This is a genomic window from Variovorax sp. GW821-FHT10B04, from assembly GCF_059415645.1.
On the sequence record NZ_JBWKNQ010000001.1, the window covers coordinates 296,489 to 311,833 of the forward strand.

A 15,345-nucleotide genomic window follows, 5' to 3' on the forward strand; every position below is an offset into this window, starting at 1 on the left:
CTTCTGGATCTTCTCGGTCTTCTCGGTCTTCTCGGTCTCTCCTCGGTCCGGCCCGAGGCAAGCCGCCGCGCTCAGGCCTCGTGGCCCCGCGGAACGGCGCGCCCGCCGAACAGGCCGTCGGAGCGGAAACCGAGGCCCGGAACCCGCACCGACGCGCCGCCGGGCAGGTTCCATGCGTCGATCAGTCCGTTGGCCGTGGCGTCGGCAACGCTCCGGGCCAGATCGCGGACTTGGGCCGCGGGCACGCCGCTGGCGCTCAGCAGCGTCTCGAGTTCACCCGCGGAATGCGGTGCGATCGCGGCCTGCAGCAACGCGCGCAACTCGACCGGCCGGCCGGCAGTCGCGAACCCGCCCGCCTGTGGCCCCATCAGCGACTCGACCCCTGCCCGAACCTGAAGCACTTCGCCGAGCATGTACATCTGCTGTGGCGTGTTCGCGCCCAGCGCGATGAGCCCGTCGCGGCACTCGAAGGTGTCGGCGCCGGGGCTGCCGGAATAGCCCACGTTGCCGACGCGTGCCGGCGACTGGCCGCTGGCCATCACATCCACGGTCTGCGGATACATGAGCTGCAGCGCAGCGCCGAGCATGGAAACATCCAGGCTCTCGCCTTCGCCGGTGAGGTCGCGGCGGCGGATGGCGGCCAGGATGCCGAGCGCGGCCAGGATGCCGGTGGCGCTGTCCACCACCGGAAAGCCGACCTTGATGGGACCGTCGCCTTCGTTGCCGGCCATCAGGCTCATGCCGGAGGCGGCCTGGATCACATGGTCGTAGGCGGACCGGTCGGCCCACGCACCCGCGCGTCCGTAGCCGCTGATCGTGCAATGGATCAGCCCGGGTTTGCGCGCACGCACCTGCGCGGCGCCGAAGCCGAAGCGCTCGAGCACGCCCGGGCGCATGTTGTCGACCAGGATGTCCGCCTCCTCGAAAAGTGCCCAGGCACGCTCGCGATCGCGGTCATCCTGCAGATCGAGCTGGACGATGTCCTTGCCATGGTTGAAGGCTTCGAAGCCGTGCTCGCTCCGGCGCAGCGAATCGCCGCGATGCGGGTTCTCGACCTTGATCACCCGCGCGCCCAGCTTGGCCAGGTAATAGGTCGCAAAGGGCCCAGCAATGACATGGGAGAAATCGAGCACGACGATGCCGTGCAGCGGCAACGTGGAAGGCGGAAAGGATGCGGGCATGGAGTCCTTGGCGGGCGTCTGGATCGGGCGGCGGACCGTGCGAGCCCCTCTCGAATCGCGCAGGGACGCCGGTGCCGCCGACTGGCTGCATCGTAGTGACGGCACCGATAATCTGGAAATATCCAATACGAAACCCGCTATTCGGAATCGATATGGCAACCTCGAAGTCCCCCGCGGCGGCCCCAGGCAGGAATCCCGACGCGGCAGCCCTGCATCAGCGCGTCAGCCGATTGCGCGTGCGCCACCTGCAACTGCTCGACCACATCGACCGGCGCGTCTCGGTCAGCGCGGCCTCGGCGGACATCGGCGTGAGCCAGCCACGCGCGACCATCATGCTGCGCGAGCTGGAAGACGCGTTCGGCTGCCCGCTGCTCGACCGCTCGTCGCGCGGCACGCGCCTGAACGCGGCGGGCGTCATTGCGCTGGAGCGCCTGCGCATCGCGCTGGGCGCACTCGACGCGGCAGCTGCCGCGCTGCGCACCGGCGTGCCGAGGCCGATGGTTCGCATCGGCGCGCTTCCGCTGGTCGGCACCGACCGCCTTTGCCGTGTCGTCGCCGAACTCGAAGCCGATGACACCCTGCCCCGTCTGGTCCTGCGCGTGGGCAACGTCGGCGAATTGCTGTCGATGCTGGAGGCGGGCGAAGTCGACTGCGTGATCAGCAGCCTGGACACGAGCCGTGCGGCCTCGTCCACCGGTGGACGGCTGCGGATGTTCAAGCTCTGGGAAGAGCATCTGCTGGTGGTGAGTGCAAAGAGCAATCCCATCGCCCGCAAACGCAAGGTTTCGCTCGAAGAACTTCTGCATCACCCATGGGTGCTCATGGCGGGACGAAGCGCCAATCGCCAGGCCTTGGAGCGGACCTATTTGCAGGCGGGACTGATGCCCCCGGAGCCGCATGTCGAAACCGAGTCGCCGCACATCTGCCTGGCGATCGCGAGCTCGACCCGGATGATCGCCCTCGTCCCCGAGAGCGCCTACCGACAGGCCATGGATGGCCTTCGCCCGGTCCGGCTCGACTGGCGCTTTCAGCCGACATGGACCAATCTGATCACGTTGCGTGATGTGCCCAATCTGCCGTTTGTCGAGCAGTTGGCGGAACGGTTGAGCATGGTGTCGATCTAGCCTTGCGCATGCCCGCCTGTTCGAGATCGGGCCGGCGACGTCAGATAAGTTCAGAAAATGAGAAATGGTTGGCAATACGTTGAGGCGCAGCGCCGGGGCCGGCCCGCACAATCGCCGGATGACCGACAGCGAGAAACTCCCCGACGCAGAACTTGCCTCGATGGCCGCTCAATGGCGGCAGCGCGCGCTGCAGGGTGACCTGAGTGCACGCGGCGTAGCCCACGAGTTGGAAGCCGAATTGCGCCGGCGCAGCGGCGTGCTGTTTCCGGACTACGACACCCTTGATCTGCGCTCGCTCGACCAGAGGCGGCAGCGTCCGAGTTGGTGGCAGATCTGGCGTCGGCGCGACGCGGAGCCGATGTCGACCGGCTATTGAACACCGTCCGTTGGCAGAACTGGCCTGTGCCCCGTCGGGGACGTTGAAGCCCGCATTCAGCGGGCTTTTCTTTTTCGGTGCGCCGAGTGCGCCGTCGATTCAAGCGGTTGCACGGCACCAATAATTCAACTATCCTTGAATTATGGAAGAAAATGATGTCGTGCGCTCCCTGCTGGCCCTGGCGCAGCCGGTGCGTCTGAGGGTTTTTCGTGCACTAGTTGTGGCGGGCCCGGAAGGCATGACGCCCGGCACGCTCACCGAAGCGCTGAGCGTGCCGGCAACCAGCCTTTCCTTCCACCTGAAGGAGCTCACCAACGCCGGCCTCGTTTCGCAGGAGCGGCAAGGCCGCAACCTCATCTACCGTGCATCGTTCGACCGGATGAACGGCCTCATGGCCTACCTCACCGAGAACTGTTGCCAGGGGAATCCCTGCGCTGTCGATGGCTCGACAGCTTGCGCCTGTTGACCGCACGCGCAACTCGGCAGCTTTTCTTAACCCTTTCAACCATAGAACTGCGCATCGCGCGGGTGCATCTGCATGCGCCTTCGGTGTCCCATGCCCATCATGCTCACGGCCATCCTGGTCTTCATCTTCACGCTGGCGCTGGTCATCGCGCAGCCGCGTGGCCTCGGCATCGGCTGGAGCGCGTCGCTGGGGGCCGCCATCGCGTTGCTTCTGGGCGTGGTGCATCTGGCCGACATTCCGGTGGTCTGGGGCGTCGTCTGGAACGCGACAGCCACCTTCATCGCCGTGATCGTGGTCAGCCTGCTGCTTGATGAAGCAGGCTGCTTCGAGTGGGCTGCACTGCACGTCGCGCGTTGGGGTGGCGGGCGCGGCAAGACATTGTTCGCGTTGATCGTCCTGCTGGGCGCCGCCGTTTCCGCCTTGTTCGCCAACGACGGCGCGGCACTGATCCTCACGCCGATCGTCATGGCGATGCTCGTCTCTCTCGGGTTCTCGCCGGCCGCCACGCTGGCCTTCGTGATGGCCGCAGGCTTCATTGCCGACACGGCGAGCCTGCCTCTGATCGTCTCCAATCTGGTCAACATCGTCTCGGCGGACTTCTTCAAGATCGGGTTCAACCGCTACGCCTCGGTGATGTTTCCGGTGAACGTCGCCGCCGTGCTGGCGAGCCTGGCCATGCTGTTGCTTTACTTCCGGCGCAGCATTCCGGCCCGTTACGACGTGACGCAGCTCAAGGCGCCCGCGGACGCCATCCGCGATCGCTCGACCTTCAATGCGGGCTGGGCCGTGCTGGTGCTGCTGCTCGTCGGTTTCTTCGGACTCGAGCCACTCGGCGTGCCGGTGAGCGCCGTCGCCGCGGCCGGCGCGCTCGCATTGCTGGCCATCGCCGGCCGGGGAAAGGTCATCAGCACGACGAAGGTGCTGCGTGGCGCACCATGGCAGATCGTCGTCTTCTCGCTGGGCATGTACCTGGTCGTCTACGGGCTGCGCAACGCAGGCCTGACGAACCACGTCGCCGCGCTGCTCGACGGCCTCGCGCTGACCGGCGTTTGGGGTGCCGCCATGGGCACCGGCTTTCTTGCGGCCGCACTGTCGTCCGTGATGAACAACATGCCCACCGTCCTGGTCGGCGCGCTGTCCATCGATGCCTCCCACGCCAGCGGTGCGGTGAAGGAAGCCATGGTGTACGCCAACGCCATCGGCTGCGACCTCGGTCCCAAGATCACGCCGATCGGCAGCCTGGCCACCTTGCTGTGGCTGCACGTGCTCGCGAAGAAGGGCACGACCATCGCCTGGGGCTACTACTTCAAGGTGGGCATCGTCCTGACCATGCCCGTGCTGACCGTCACGCTGGCCGCACTTGCCCTGCGGCTGAGCGTCGGCTGATCGAGGTCCCTGCTTTCCACTCTCCATCTTCGAGCCCGTATGAGCCACATCACGATCTATCACAACCCCGCATGCGGCACGTCCCGCAACACGCTGGCGCTGATCCGCAACACCGGTGAAGAGCCCAACGTCATCGAATACCTGAAGACGCCGCCAGATCGCGCGACCTTGTTGCGACTCATCGCTGCGATGGGTACGCCGGTGCGCGATGTGCTGCGCCAGAAGGGAACACCCTACGACGAGCTGGGCCTCGGTGACGCCAGGTGGACCGACGAACAACTGATCGACTTCATGCTGCAGAACCCCATCCTCATCAACCGCCCCATCGTCGAGACGCCCTCGGGCACGCGGCTGTGCCGCCCTTCGGAAGCGGTGCTGGACATCCTGTCGCGCCCCCAGCAAGGCGCGTTCACCAAGGAAGACGGAGAAGTCGTGATCGACGCGGGAGGCCAGCGTGTCCTCAAGCCCTGAGCTGCCCAACATCGCGACGGCGCACTTTCGCCAGCCGGATATTCAACGCCTTTTTCCTTTGGAGCGCGCCACGCATGCCCCAAAGATAGCGCTGCTGTACGGATCGCTGCGTGAGCGCTCGTTCAGCCGTCTGCTGACCGAGGAAGCATCCCGCCTGCTGCAAGCAATGGGCGCCGAGCCGCGGATCTTCGACCCGACCGGCTTGCCGCTTCCGGATGGCGCGCCCGACGACCATCCGAAAGTGCAGGAGTTGCGCGATCTCGCCCAATGGTCCGAAGGCATGGTCTGGACCTCACCCGAGCGCCACGGTGCAATGACCGGCATCATGAAAGCGCAGATCGACTGGATTCCGTTGTCCGTCGGCTCCGTGCGTCCGACGCAGGGCAAGACGCTGGCGGTGATGGAGGTGTCGGGCGGCTCGCAATCATTCAACGCCGTCAACCAGCTGCGCGTGCTTGGCCGCTGGATGCGCATGATCACGATCCCCAACCAGTCGTCGGTGGCCAAGGCGTTCATGGAGTTCGAAGACGACGGGCGCATGAAGCCTTCGCCATACCATGATCGATTGGTCGACGTGATGGAGGAGCTGGTCAAATTCACGCTGCTCACGCGCGACAGTGCCGCCTACCTGGTCGACCGATACAGCGAACGTCGTGAGACGGCCGAGGCGCTGTCCAGGCGCGTGAACTTGCGCAGCATCTGATGCGGAGCCGTGCGGAGCGCGACGTTGGTCAACGCAGCGATTTGCGCAGCTTGTGGATCAGAAAGGCCTCCAGCAACTCAACCGCCTTGCGTCCCGGCAACGGCACGCCCGCAAGCCACACTTCGCAATCGGGCATTCGCGGCAGGCCCTCCCTGATGCCCAGCACCTTGAGCCGATTGGAAATCGTCGCCTCGCGAAACACGCCGATCGCAATGCCTGCGCGAACGGCCGCCTCCAGACCGGTGACGGTCGTGCTCGTGTAAGCGATGCGCCAGGGGATGCCCGCCCCGTCGAGCGCATGCGTGGCCCAGTCCCGCAGCATCGCGCCTTCGGGATTGAGCGCCAGCGGCAGCGGGCGTTGAAGATGCGTCGTCGAGCCTGGCATCGAGGCCCAGACGACGCGCGACTTCGAAAGACGCAGCCCCTCCCCCGAACCCACCGGTCCGATGCCGATCACCAGGTCGTAGCGCGAGCCCAGCTCTGGATGCATCAGCGATGACACGCCATGCTGCAGCTCGACGTGGATCTTCGGATACAGCCGGCAGAACTCCGCGATCAGCGCGGGCAGCACACGTGTCGCGTAGTGCTCGATCGAACCGATGCGGATGCTGCCCGAGACCTCGGCGGCGTCGGCATCGTGGAACAGCTGGTCGTTGAGGCCGAGCATCTGCCGTGCGAGCGGCAACAACTGCTGGCCCTCCGGGGTCGGACTCAGCTTGCGCGTGCCACGGATCACGAGCTGCGTGCCGAGCTGCTCCTCGAGCCGCCTCAACTGCATGCTGACAGCCGACTGCGTGCGCGACAGCGCCTTGGCGGCCGTGGTGAAGCTGCCGACACGCAGGAGCGTGTCGAACACCCGCAGCAGGTCGATGTCCACGGTGTGACTGCGTGGCGTGCGCGGATCGGCAGGTACGGGCATGGCGGACTCCAAAGTTCGGTTCATCACGAAACGTGATGCGAAGAATCACAAACTATCACGTTTCAAGCGAAGCCGGGACACAAGAATGAGGCCAACGACAAAGACCGGAGACATCCATGCATCCCGAACCTGCCTTTTCATCGCGCCGCCGCAGCCTGCTGCAGGTTGCGCTCGCCGCGTCGCTGACGCCGGCCTTCGCCCAGGCCGCCACGGGCTGGCCGCAAAAGCCGCTGCGCCTGGTCGTCGGCTTTCCACCGGGCTCGTCGCCCGACACGCTGGCGCGCCTGGTCGCGGATCCGCTCGCCCAGGCACTCGGGCAGCCGGTGATCGTCGACAACAAGGTCGGCGCGGCCGGCAGCATCGGCGTTACGGCCGTCGCTCGCGCAACGGACGGCCACACCATCGGCCTCACGGGCAACGGCCCGCTCACCACCGCCAAGGCGCTGACGCCTTCCACGCCGTATGACGTGGCACGCGACCTGCGACCGATCTCGCTGGTCGCCAGCAGCCCGTTCGTGCTCGCGGGCAGCACCACCATGCCGGCCGCCGACCTGCGGGGCTTTCTCGACTTCGCGAAGGCGCAGGGCGACAAGCTCAGCTACGGCTCCGTCGGACCAGGCTCCGGCTCGCACCTCGCGATGGAGCTGCTCAAGACCCACACCGGCATCCGGGCCGTGCACGTGCCGTTCCAGGGCTTTCCGCAGGTCGCGACGGCGCTCATGAGCGAGCAGGTCGACCTGTCGTTCATGATCCCGTCGGTCGCCATGCCGCAGGCGAAGAATGGACGGCTGCGACTGTATGGCGTGAGCACGGCCAAGGCCTTTCAGGGCTCGGGCGACGTGCCGCCGATCCAGTCGGCGCTCGGCAAGCAGGGCTTCGACGTGGCCTCTTGGAATGCCATCTTCGGGCCTGCCAGCATGCCCGCTCCAGTGGCCGACCGCCTGTCGCAGGAGATCGCCCGCATCCTCCAGACGCCGGACCTGAAACAGCGCCTGCTCGAACAGGGCTGGCTCGCCATCGGCAGCGCGCCCGATGTGCTCGCGCACCAGATCGCCGAGGACACGGCGATGTGGGGCAACGTGATCAAGCTCACCGGCGCGCGCAGCGAATAGGAGCACACGATGCAACGCAGACATCTCTTTGCCGCAGGCATCGCGGCCGCAAGCCTGGTGCAGCCATTGCGCGCGGCGGCCCCCGCGGACAAGCCGGCTTTCGTCCTCGTCCACGGCGCCTGGCATGGCGGCTGGTGCTGGACGCACGTGGCCTCGCAGCTGCGCGCCGCCGGCCATGCGGTCTACACGCCGACGCTCACCGGCCTCGGCGAGCGTCGGCATCTGTTGTCGCCACAGGTCAACCTGGACACGCACATCGACGACGTCGTCAACCTGCTCGAATTCGAAGAACTCGAGAACGTGGTGCTGGTCGGCCACAGCTATGCCGGCATCGTGATTTCCGGCGTGGCCGACCGTGCGCCCGCCCGGCTGCGCCAACTGGTGTTCCTCGACGCGCTTCTGCTCGAGTCCGGCAAGAGCCTGTTCTCGGATTTCCCGCAGGCCGTGGTCGACCAGCGCCTGAAGACGATCCGCGAGACCGGTGCGGGCGTGGGCGCGGCACCGGCCCTGCCGCCAGCCGCCTTCGGCGTCAGGGATCCAGCCGACGCGGCCTGGGTGCAGCGACGCATGACGCCGCAGCCGGTGGGCACCTACCTGCAGCCGCTGCAACTCAAGTCACCACTCGGCAACGGCCTGCCCAAGACGTACATCGAATGCACGGTCGACCCGATCGCGACGCTCGAGCCAACCAAGGCGCGCGTGCGTGCCGACGCGGGATGGCGCACACGCACGCTCGCGACCGGCCATGACGCCATGGTCATTGCACCCGGCCCGCTGAGCGACCTGCTGCGCGCGCTCGCGGCCTGACTCCAACCCTTTTTCCTGAAAGCTGCACGATGGGCACCCTCGCCGCCGAAGACCGACACTTTTTCCGTTCCGACGTGAACGCACGCCAAAGCGAACGCAAGCAGCGTACGCCGCAAGGCCACATCACCGAAGCCGCGCGCGACATACCCGTGCACGAGCGCTGCGACGTACTCGTGCTGGGCGGCGGCCCCTCGGGCGTCGCGGCCGCGGTCGCCGCCGCGCGTTCCGGCGCACGCGTAGTGCTGCTCGAACGCTACAACCACCTCGGCGGACTTTCCACCGGCGGCCTCGTGATCTGGATCGACCGCATGACGGACTGGCAGGGCGAGCCGGTGATCCAGGGCCTCGCGGCCGAGTTCATGGACCGGCTCGGTGCCGATGCCGTCGCCGGGCCGCCGCGCAGGGACTGGGGGTCGCAGGACCCGGACGCGGCCGCCCATTGGGGACTGCGCACGGCGGCCTTCCATGGGGTGGTCACGCATTCACCGACCATCGACCCCGAAGTGCTCAAGGGCGTCTACCACCACATGGTGCGCGAGGCCGGCGTCGACTTGATCCTGCACGGCTGGATGGTCGCGCCGATCGCCGAAGCCGGCCGCGTGACAGGGGCCGTCTTCGAAAGCAAGCAGGGCCGACGCGCGATTCTCGCCAAGGTCGTGGTCGACACCACCGGCGAAGGCGACCTCTACGCGGCGGCGGGTGCCGCCTTCGATTCGGACATCGACACGCACGAGATCCACCATTGCATCAACACCTCCTGGCTGTTCGCGGGCGTCGACATGCAGCGCTGGCTCGACTTCCGCGCGCACCAGCCCGAGGCCTTCTCCGCCTTCATGGCACGCGGCCGCGAGACGGTCGGAAGCTTCGAGAAGCCCATCGTTTCGTGGCGCAACGACGTCGCGACCTTTCTCGGGCCGCGCAAGTCGGGCTTCAGCGCGCTCGACGTCGACGAGATGACGCAGGTCGAATGGGAATCGCGCAAGAGCATGGCCGAGCATCTGGCGTTCTATCGCGCTCATGCGCCGGGCTTCGAGCACGCCTGGATCATGCTGATGGCACCGCAGATCGGCACGCGGCATGGGCGGCGGCTCGTGGGCGTGAAGCGTGTGCTGCGCAGCGCCTGGGACGCGGGCGCGATCGAGCAAGACGAGATCGGCATCAGCCCGAGTCCGTCGCCGCGCTTCCCCAACATCTCGGTGCCCTACGGTGCGCTCGTGCCCGAGACGCTCGACGGCGTGCTCGCGGCCGGCAAGCACATCGCCTGCGACGCCAACTCGCACGGCTTCCTGCGCGAGATCCCGCAGTGCTGGCTCACGGGGCAGGCCGCCGGCACGGCAGCGGCACTCGCGGTCGACAGCGGCGTACTGCCGCGCGACGTGGACGTGAAGCGCCTGCAGGCGCTGCTGAGTGCACAGGGCGTGCCATTGCGCCAGGCCAGTGCAGCGGTGCCCGCATGAGCTTCAGGCTGTCGCTCGCGCACCTCGGCATGCTCGATGCGCCGCCACCCCTGCTGGTGGAGGCGGCGCATGCGGCGGGCTTTCGCGGGGTCGGTATCCGGCTGATTCCCGCTCGCCCCGGCGAGCAGCCGTTTCCCATGCAGGATGGCGGCGGGATGATGCGCGAAACGCGGGCTCGCCTGCGCGACCTGGGCATGGCGGTGCACGACATCGAGATCGTGCGCATCAAGCCCAATTTCGATGTGCGGACGCTTGCCGGCGTGCTGGCCTCGGCCCAGGCGCTCGGCGCGCGGCGGCTCATGGTCAACGTGGACGACGCGGACCTCGGCCGCGCCGCGCGCCACATCGGCGCGCTGGCCGAGCGAGCACGGGCGCATGGCCTGGACCTCGGCCTCGAGTTCATGGTCTACACCGCTGCGCGTTCGCTGCGTGTCGCGCACGAACTGGCCGAAGCATCCGGAAGCGACGCGGTGCGCGTGGTGGTCGATGCGCTGCATTTCTTTCGTGCGGGCTGCGTGCCCGAAGACATGACCGACCCGTGCATCGATCGTCATTTCATGCAGATCAACGACGCCCCGGCGCAGCGCCATCCAGGCCTGTCGGCGGGCGAAGAAGGGCGTGCGTACCGGCTCTTTCCGGGCGAGGGCGCGCTGCCGGTCGCCCGTTTGCTGCCGCAGCTGGCCGCCGACGCCATCCTCTCGGTCGAAGCACCGAGCGCCATTCGCATGGCGATGCTCGGCGTACACGAACGCGCCGCGGCGGCCTGCCGCGCGACCCATCACTTTCTGGAAGGACACGGCCATGGCCACGAATGAATCATGGGACGGCCTGCGACTCGACGGCAACACCGTCGTGCTCGGCATCATCGGCGACCCGATCGCGCAGGTGAAAGCCCCGCTGCCGTTGACGCGCCTGTTGCAGGCGCGCGGCATCAATGCGGTGCTGGTGCCGCTGCATGTCGAGGGCGACAACGTGGCGGCCTTGCTGCACGCACTGCACGCGGTGGCCAACGTCGCCGGCATCGTGGTCACCGTGCCGCACAAGCAGCGCGTGGCCGGGTTGTCGATCGATCTGTCGCGCGCCGCACGGGACGCGCAGGCCGTCAATGTCATCCGGCGCACCGCCGGGGGCTGGCAAGGCGAACTGCTCGACGGCGCGGGCTTTCTCGCAGGCCTGGTGCGCAACGGCTTCGACGTTCGGGGACGCAGCGTCGGACTCGTGGGTGCGGGCGGCGCAGGCAACGCGATCGCCCTGGCGCTGGCGGCCGCCGGCGCGGCGTCGATCGACGTGCACGATGTCGATGAGACAAGGCGCGCCGTGCTGATCGAGCGTCTGCGCAGGCTCGGCCATGCGGCCGGCAACTGGGACGCCGCGAGCCCACGCGATCTCGTGGTGAACGCCACGCCCGCAGGCATGAAAGAGGGCGACCCGCTGCCCGTCGCACTGTCGGCCATCCAGCCTGGCCACACCGTCGCCGACATCATCATGGAGCCGGCGACCACGCGATTTCTCGCGAGCGCGCAGGAAATGGGGGCGCGCATCGTGCCGGGCCGGCACATGATGAACGAGCAGCTCGAAGCGATGGCCGACTTTTTCTTCGGCGGTGCGCGGCGATGAGCGCCGCCTTCTTTCCCGGCTTCGCAGTCCACCGGGTCGCACTCGGCGATGCGACCATCCACGCCGAAGTCGGCGGCAGCGGGCCGCCGCTGTTGCTGCTGCACGGCTATCCGCAGACCCACGTCGCCTGGCACCGGATCGCGCCGACACTCGCGCGCCACTTCACCGTCGTGGCGCCGGATCTGCGGGGCTACGGCGACAGCACCGGGCCCGGCGGTGACCCGCTGCACATCCACCATTGCAAGCGCACGCTCGCCGGCGATCAGGTCGGGTTGATGCGGACGCTGGGCCTCGAACGCTTCGCGGTCGTCGGCCACGACCGCGGGGCGCGCGTCGGCTATCGCCTGTGTCTCGACCGGCCCGAGGCCGTCAGCGCGTTCACCTCGCTCACCGTGATCCCGACCGAAGCGATGTGGCAGCGCGCCGGCATGGCCTTCGGGCTCAAGGCCTTTCACTGGTATCTCTTCGCCCAGCCCTTCGATCTGCCCGAACGCATGCTGCGTGCCGACCCGGCCTACTACCTGGACTGGTCGCTGCGCAATGCCGTGCTCAAGTTCGATGCCGTCACGCCCGAGGCGCTCGCTGAATACCACCGGGCCTTCGCCAGGGAGTCGGTGCGCCACGCGATGGTCGAGGACTACCGCGCGGCGGCGTCGATCGACTTGCAGCACGACCGCGAGGATCTGGCCGCAGGCCGCCGCATCGCCTGCCCGCTGCAGGTGCTGTGGTGTGCGTCGAACACCGCCACGCCGGATCCGCTGGCGATCTGGAAAGCCTGGGCCGACCGGGTCGAAGGCGGGACCATCGACTGCGGTCACCTGATGGCCGAGGAAGCCCCCGACGAAGTATTGGCCCAGGTCCTGCCCTTTCTGCAACGCCACGCCTGACGAACGAACAACCCACGGAGACACCCATGCGACGACTGATGATCCTGGCGAGCCTGCTGCTCGCCCTGCAGACCCATGCGCAACCCGCGCCCCCGCCCCTGCGCCTGAGCGGCCTGGGTGACGCCCTTCCCTCGCGCCAGCAGGAGTTCTTTCCCGCTCCCTCCTTCGAGCTGGTGCACTCGGGCGGTTGCGGCGTGATGGAAGGCATCGCGAGCGCCTCCGACGGCAGCGTCTACTTCACCGAGATCACCCGTTCAGTCGGCTGCAGCGATGCTGCCGGCGTGCAGGGCGGCCGGATCTGGGTCGTACCGCCCGGCGGCAAGCCACGCATCTTCCGCGAGCCCAGCAACATGGCGGCGGGGCTTGCCATCGACGCGCAGGATCGGCTCGTGACAGCTGAAGGAGCCGACTACGGCGGACGCCGCGTGTCGATCACCGACCTGCACGGCGGCAGCTACCGCGTGGTCGCCTACTTCCACGAGAACCGCCAGCTCAATGCGCCGAACGACGTCACCATCGACCGTGCCGGCCGCATCTATTTTTCGGACTTGCGCCTGTTCGGACCCGAGACGCTGGAGCAGCGCATCAACGCCGTCTACCGGCTCGATCCACCCGCCCCAGGCGCCAAGGGCCTGTGGCCGCTCACGCGCATCCTCGGCGACAACGCAAAGATGAACGGCGTCGAACTGTCGCCGGACGAGCGCACCTTGTACGTCGGCCTGTGCGACCCCGGCACCAACGCCCTCGGCGAACAGGGCACGCCGACCCTCGACCGCACCAGCGCGGGCGGTCTGGTGGCCTATCCGCTGGACGCCGCGGGCCAGCCCGGTGCGCCGCGCGTGCTTCTCGATCTGGAAAAGGCCGGTTGCGTGGACGGCATGACCACAGACGTCGAAGGCAATGTCTATCTCGCATTGCCCAGCGCGCCATCGGGGCCCGGCATCTACGTGCTGACGCCGAATGGCGAACTGGTTGCGCGGCTGCCATTGCCGAACCGCGAGAGCCCGGTCAATCTCGGCTTCGGACGCGGGCCCGAGGCAAGAACGCTTTATGTCGCAACCGTCGGCGTGGGCAAGGTCTACCGCCTGCGAGCGGGCAAGACTGGCTTTGCACCCACGCGCTGATGCGGCTGTCGCCCCACGAACGGAAACATCGAATGACCAACGAATTGATCGACCGCCTCGCCATCCGCGACCTCATCGAGAACTGGGCCGTCTGGCGCGATGCAGGCGACTGGGAACGCTTCGCCACAGTCTGGCATGACGACGGCGTCATGCACGCGACGTGGTTCCAGGGGCCGGCATCCGAATTCATCCGGGTGACGAAAGAAGGCTGGGCCAAGGGGGTCAGCATCCTGCACTTCCTCGGCGGAACCTCGATCGACCTGGCCGGAGATCGCGCCATCGTCCAGACCAAGATGACCATCTCCCAACGCGGCGACGTGCAAGGCGTCGCCTGCGACGTGGTCTGCACGGGGCGCTTCTACGACTTCGTCGAGAAGCGCAACGGCCGCTGGGGCGTCGTCGTCCGCCAGCCGATCTACGAGAAGGATCGTGTCGACCCGATCGACCCCGGCGCGAAGCTCGCGCTCGACCCCGCTGCGATCGCCGGATTCCCTGCCGGCTATCGGCACCTGGCCTATATCCAGACGCAGATCGGCTACGAGGTCAAGCTCGACATGCCACAGCTGGAAGGCCCCGAAGTCGAGAAGCTGTACGCCCGCGGCAAGACATGGCTTGCCGGCCATCCGCTCTGATCCGGGAGACGGCGTGCGGCCCTTCACCTACCACGCCAATCCGGCGCGCATCCTGTTCGGCGCCGGCCGGCTGAGCGAACTGGGCGCGGAAATCGAGCGTCTCGGCGCGAAGCGCGCGCTGATCATCTCCACACCAAGCCAGCGGTCGGTGACTGCCACGCTGGTCGAGCAGCTCGGCCCTTCGGCCGGTGCCGTTTTCGACGGCGCGGCCATGCACACACCCACGGGCGTCACCGCGGCGGCGCTCGTCGTACTCCGGGAGCGGCAATGCGACGCCCTGGTGGCGCTTGGCGGCGGGTCCGCCATCGGTCTGTCCAAAGCGCTCGCGCTGCGCACCGGCCTGCCGCAGATCGCGATCCCGACCACTTATGCCGGTTCCGAGGTCACGCCGATCCTGGGTGAAACCGCCGACGGCGTGAAGAAGACGAGGCGCTCGCCGTCGCTGCTTCCGCAGGTCGTCATCTACGACGTCGACCAGACGCTGTCGCTGCCTCCGGCGATGTCGGCCAGCAGTGGTCTGAACGCCATCGCGCATGCGGTCGAGTCCCTGTATGCCCGCGATGCCAATCCGATCGTTTCGTTGATGGCCGAAGAAGGCATCGCCGCCCTGGTGCGCAGCCTGCCGGCGATCGTGGAGAGTCCGGGCAACACCGATGCGCGCTCCGACGCCCAATACGGCGCGTGGCTGTGCGGAACCTGCCTCGGCGCGGTCGGCATGGCGCTGCATCACAAGCTCTGCCACGTGCTGGGCGGAAGCTTCGACCTGCCGCACGCGCAGACACACGCGGTCGTGCTGCCGCATGCGATCGCCTACAACGCATCGGCCGCACCCGAAGCGATGGCCCGGCTGGGTCGCGCGCTCGGTGGCGGCAAGGCGCCATGGACCCAGGTGCACGAAATGCTCGGTATGCTCGGTCTCCCCTCTTCGCTCCGCGACATCGGGATGCCTGAAGAGGGGCTGAAACGTGCGCTGGATCTGGTCCTCAGCGACAGCTACTGGAACCCGAGACCGATGGAGGAAGCGCCACTCCGCAACCTGCTGCGGCGCGCCTTCGAAGGCGCAGCCCCGGCACCTGATTGAGA

Annotated in this window: 17 protein-coding genes; 15 read left to right on the plus strand and 2 right to left on the minus strand. The window is 67.5% G+C overall.

Going from position 1 to position 15,345, the window contains the following annotated elements; all coding sequences use genetic code 11:
• Positions 1–71 precede the first annotated feature (71 nt).
• Entirely contained in the window at positions 72–1,181 is a 1,110-nt protein-coding gene (locus AC07PZ_RS01430) for a CaiB/BaiF CoA transferase family protein (RefSeq protein ID WP_495293213.1), read from the minus strand.
• Positions 1,182–1,276: 95 nt separating this feature from the next.
• Between AC07PZ_RS01430 and AC07PZ_RS01435 the strand changes: the two genes are divergently transcribed.
• The 6 genes from AC07PZ_RS01435 to arsH all read left to right on the plus strand — a co-directional run bounded on the left by AC07PZ_RS01435 (position 1,277) and on the right by arsH (position 5,707).
• Positions 1,277–2,305, plus strand: coding sequence for a LysR substrate-binding domain-containing protein (locus AC07PZ_RS01435; protein WP_495293214.1), 1,029 nt, complete (start codon positions 1,277–1,279; stop codon positions 2,303–2,305).
• 118 nt (positions 2,306–2,423) lie between these two features.
• A complete protein-coding gene (locus AC07PZ_RS01440; RefSeq protein WP_495293215.1) occupies positions 2,424–2,681 on the plus strand; it encodes a hypothetical protein in 258 nt (85 codons plus the stop codon).
• A gap of 142 nt (positions 2,682–2,823) precedes the next feature.
• Positions 2,824–3,147, plus strand: coding sequence for an ArsR/SmtB family transcription factor (locus AC07PZ_RS01445; protein ID WP_495293216.1), 324 nt, complete (start codon positions 2,824–2,826; stop codon positions 3,145–3,147).
• 99 nt (positions 3,148–3,246) lie between these two features.
• Positions 3,247–4,533 carry an arsenic transporter gene (locus AC07PZ_RS01450; RefSeq protein WP_495293939.1) on the plus strand — a complete coding sequence of 429 codons (1,287 nt, stop codon included), beginning with the start codon at positions 3,247–3,249 and terminating at the stop codon, positions 4,531–4,533.
• A gap of 39 nt (positions 4,534–4,572) precedes the next feature.
• Positions 4,573–5,004, plus strand: coding sequence for an arsenate reductase (glutaredoxin) (gene arsC / locus AC07PZ_RS01455; protein ID WP_495293217.1), 432 nt, complete (start codon positions 4,573–4,575; stop codon positions 5,002–5,004).
• Positions 4,988–5,707: an arsenical resistance protein ArsH gene (arsH, locus tag AC07PZ_RS01460; protein ID WP_495293218.1), complete on the plus strand. Its 720-nt coding sequence runs from the start codon at positions 4,988–4,990 to the stop codon at positions 5,705–5,707. Before arsC ends, arsH begins: the two co-directional genes overlap by 17 nt.
• 28 nt (positions 5,708–5,735) lie before the next feature.
• Here the strand turns inward: arsH and AC07PZ_RS01465 are convergent, their stop codons facing one another.
• Entirely contained in the window at positions 5,736–6,626 is an 891-nt protein-coding gene (locus AC07PZ_RS01465; RefSeq protein WP_495293219.1) for a LysR substrate-binding domain-containing protein, read from the minus strand.
• A gap of 116 nt (positions 6,627–6,742) precedes the next feature.
• Here AC07PZ_RS01465 and AC07PZ_RS01470 point away from each other — a divergent pair, with 116 nt between their 5' ends.
• The 9 genes from AC07PZ_RS01470 (at position 6,743) to AC07PZ_RS01510 (ending at position 15,343) form a co-directional block, all read left to right on the plus strand.
• Positions 6,743–7,738 carry a Bug family tripartite tricarboxylate transporter substrate binding protein gene (locus tag AC07PZ_RS01470; RefSeq protein WP_495293220.1) on the plus strand — a complete coding sequence of 332 codons (996 nt, stop codon included), beginning with the start codon at positions 6,743–6,745 and terminating at the stop codon, positions 7,736–7,738.
• A 9-nt stretch (positions 7,739–7,747) separates the two neighbouring features.
• Entirely contained in the window at positions 7,748–8,545 is a 798-nt protein-coding gene (locus AC07PZ_RS01475) for an alpha/beta hydrolase (RefSeq protein WP_495293221.1), read from the plus strand.
• A gap of 74 nt (positions 8,546–8,619) precedes the next feature.
• Complete coding sequence (locus AC07PZ_RS01480; RefSeq protein WP_495293222.1) at positions 8,620–10,002, plus strand: FAD-dependent oxidoreductase; 1,383 nt, start codon at positions 8,620–8,622, stop codon at positions 10,000–10,002.
• Positions 9,999–10,817 carry a sugar phosphate isomerase/epimerase family protein gene (locus AC07PZ_RS01485; protein ID WP_495293223.1) on the plus strand — a complete coding sequence of 273 codons (819 nt, stop codon included), beginning with the start codon at positions 9,999–10,001 and terminating at the stop codon, positions 10,815–10,817. The genes AC07PZ_RS01480 and AC07PZ_RS01485 overlap by 4 nt, the downstream gene beginning before the upstream one ends.
• Positions 10,804–11,619, plus strand: coding sequence for a shikimate dehydrogenase family protein (locus AC07PZ_RS01490; protein ID WP_495293224.1), 816 nt, complete (start codon positions 10,804–10,806; stop codon positions 11,617–11,619). The genes AC07PZ_RS01485 and AC07PZ_RS01490 overlap by 14 nt, the downstream gene beginning before the upstream one ends.
• Positions 11,616–12,506 (plus strand): alpha/beta fold hydrolase, encoded by an 891-nt coding sequence (locus AC07PZ_RS01495; protein ID WP_495293225.1) that lies wholly within the window; start codon positions 11,616–11,618, stop codon positions 12,504–12,506. Before AC07PZ_RS01490 ends, AC07PZ_RS01495 begins: the two co-directional genes overlap by 4 nt.
• 26 nt (positions 12,507–12,532) lie before the next feature.
• Positions 12,533–13,630: an SMP-30/gluconolactonase/LRE family protein gene (locus AC07PZ_RS01500; protein WP_495293226.1), complete on the plus strand. Its 1,098-nt coding sequence runs from the start codon at positions 12,533–12,535 to the stop codon at positions 13,628–13,630.
• A gap of 32 nt (positions 13,631–13,662) precedes the next feature.
• A complete protein-coding gene (locus AC07PZ_RS01505; protein ID WP_495293227.1) occupies positions 13,663–14,262 on the plus strand; it encodes a nuclear transport factor 2 family protein in 600 nt (199 codons plus the stop codon).
• 13 nt (positions 14,263–14,275) lie between these two features.
• Complete coding sequence (locus tag AC07PZ_RS01510; RefSeq protein ID WP_495293228.1) at positions 14,276–15,343, plus strand: maleylacetate reductase; 1,068 nt, start codon at positions 14,276–14,278, stop codon at positions 15,341–15,343.
• Positions 15,344–15,345 lie beyond the last annotated feature (2 nt).

Bases quoted from the DNA above. Each gene is read 5' to 3' on its own strand.
- AC07PZ_RS01430 (WP_495293213.1), bottom strand. From the start codon at position 1,181: ATGCCCGCATCCTTTCCGCCTTCCACGTTGCCGCTGCACGGCATCGTC.
- AC07PZ_RS01440 (WP_495293215.1), top strand. From the start codon at position 2,424: ATGACCGACAGCGAGAAACTCCCCGACGCAGAACTTGCCTCGATGGCC.
- AC07PZ_RS01445 (WP_495293216.1), top strand. From the start codon at position 2,824: ATGGAAGAAAATGATGTCGTGCGCTCCCTGCTGGCCCTGGCGCAGCCG.
- AC07PZ_RS01450 (WP_495293939.1), top strand. From the start codon at position 3,247: ATGCTCACGGCCATCCTGGTCTTCATCTTCACGCTGGCGCTGGTCATC.
- arsC (WP_495293217.1), top strand. From the start codon at position 4,573: ATGAGCCACATCACGATCTATCACAACCCCGCATGCGGCACGTCCCGC.
- AC07PZ_RS01465 (WP_495293219.1), bottom strand. From the start codon at position 6,626: ATGCCCGTACCTGCCGATCCGCGCACGCCACGCAGTCACACCGTGGAC.
- AC07PZ_RS01470 (WP_495293220.1), top strand. From the start codon at position 6,743: ATGCATCCCGAACCTGCCTTTTCATCGCGCCGCCGCAGCCTGCTGCAG.
- AC07PZ_RS01475 (WP_495293221.1), top strand. From the start codon at position 7,748: ATGCAACGCAGACATCTCTTTGCCGCAGGCATCGCGGCCGCAAGCCTG.
- AC07PZ_RS01485 (WP_495293223.1), top strand. From the start codon at position 9,999: ATGAGCTTCAGGCTGTCGCTCGCGCACCTCGGCATGCTCGATGCGCCG.
- AC07PZ_RS01490 (WP_495293224.1), top strand. From the start codon at position 10,804: ATGGCCACGAATGAATCATGGGACGGCCTGCGACTCGACGGCAACACC.
- AC07PZ_RS01495 (WP_495293225.1), top strand. From the start codon at position 11,616: ATGAGCGCCGCCTTCTTTCCCGGCTTCGCAGTCCACCGGGTCGCACTC.
- AC07PZ_RS01500 (WP_495293226.1), top strand. From the start codon at position 12,533: ATGCGACGACTGATGATCCTGGCGAGCCTGCTGCTCGCCCTGCAGACC.
- AC07PZ_RS01505 (WP_495293227.1), top strand. From the start codon at position 13,663: ATGACCAACGAATTGATCGACCGCCTCGCCATCCGCGACCTCATCGAG.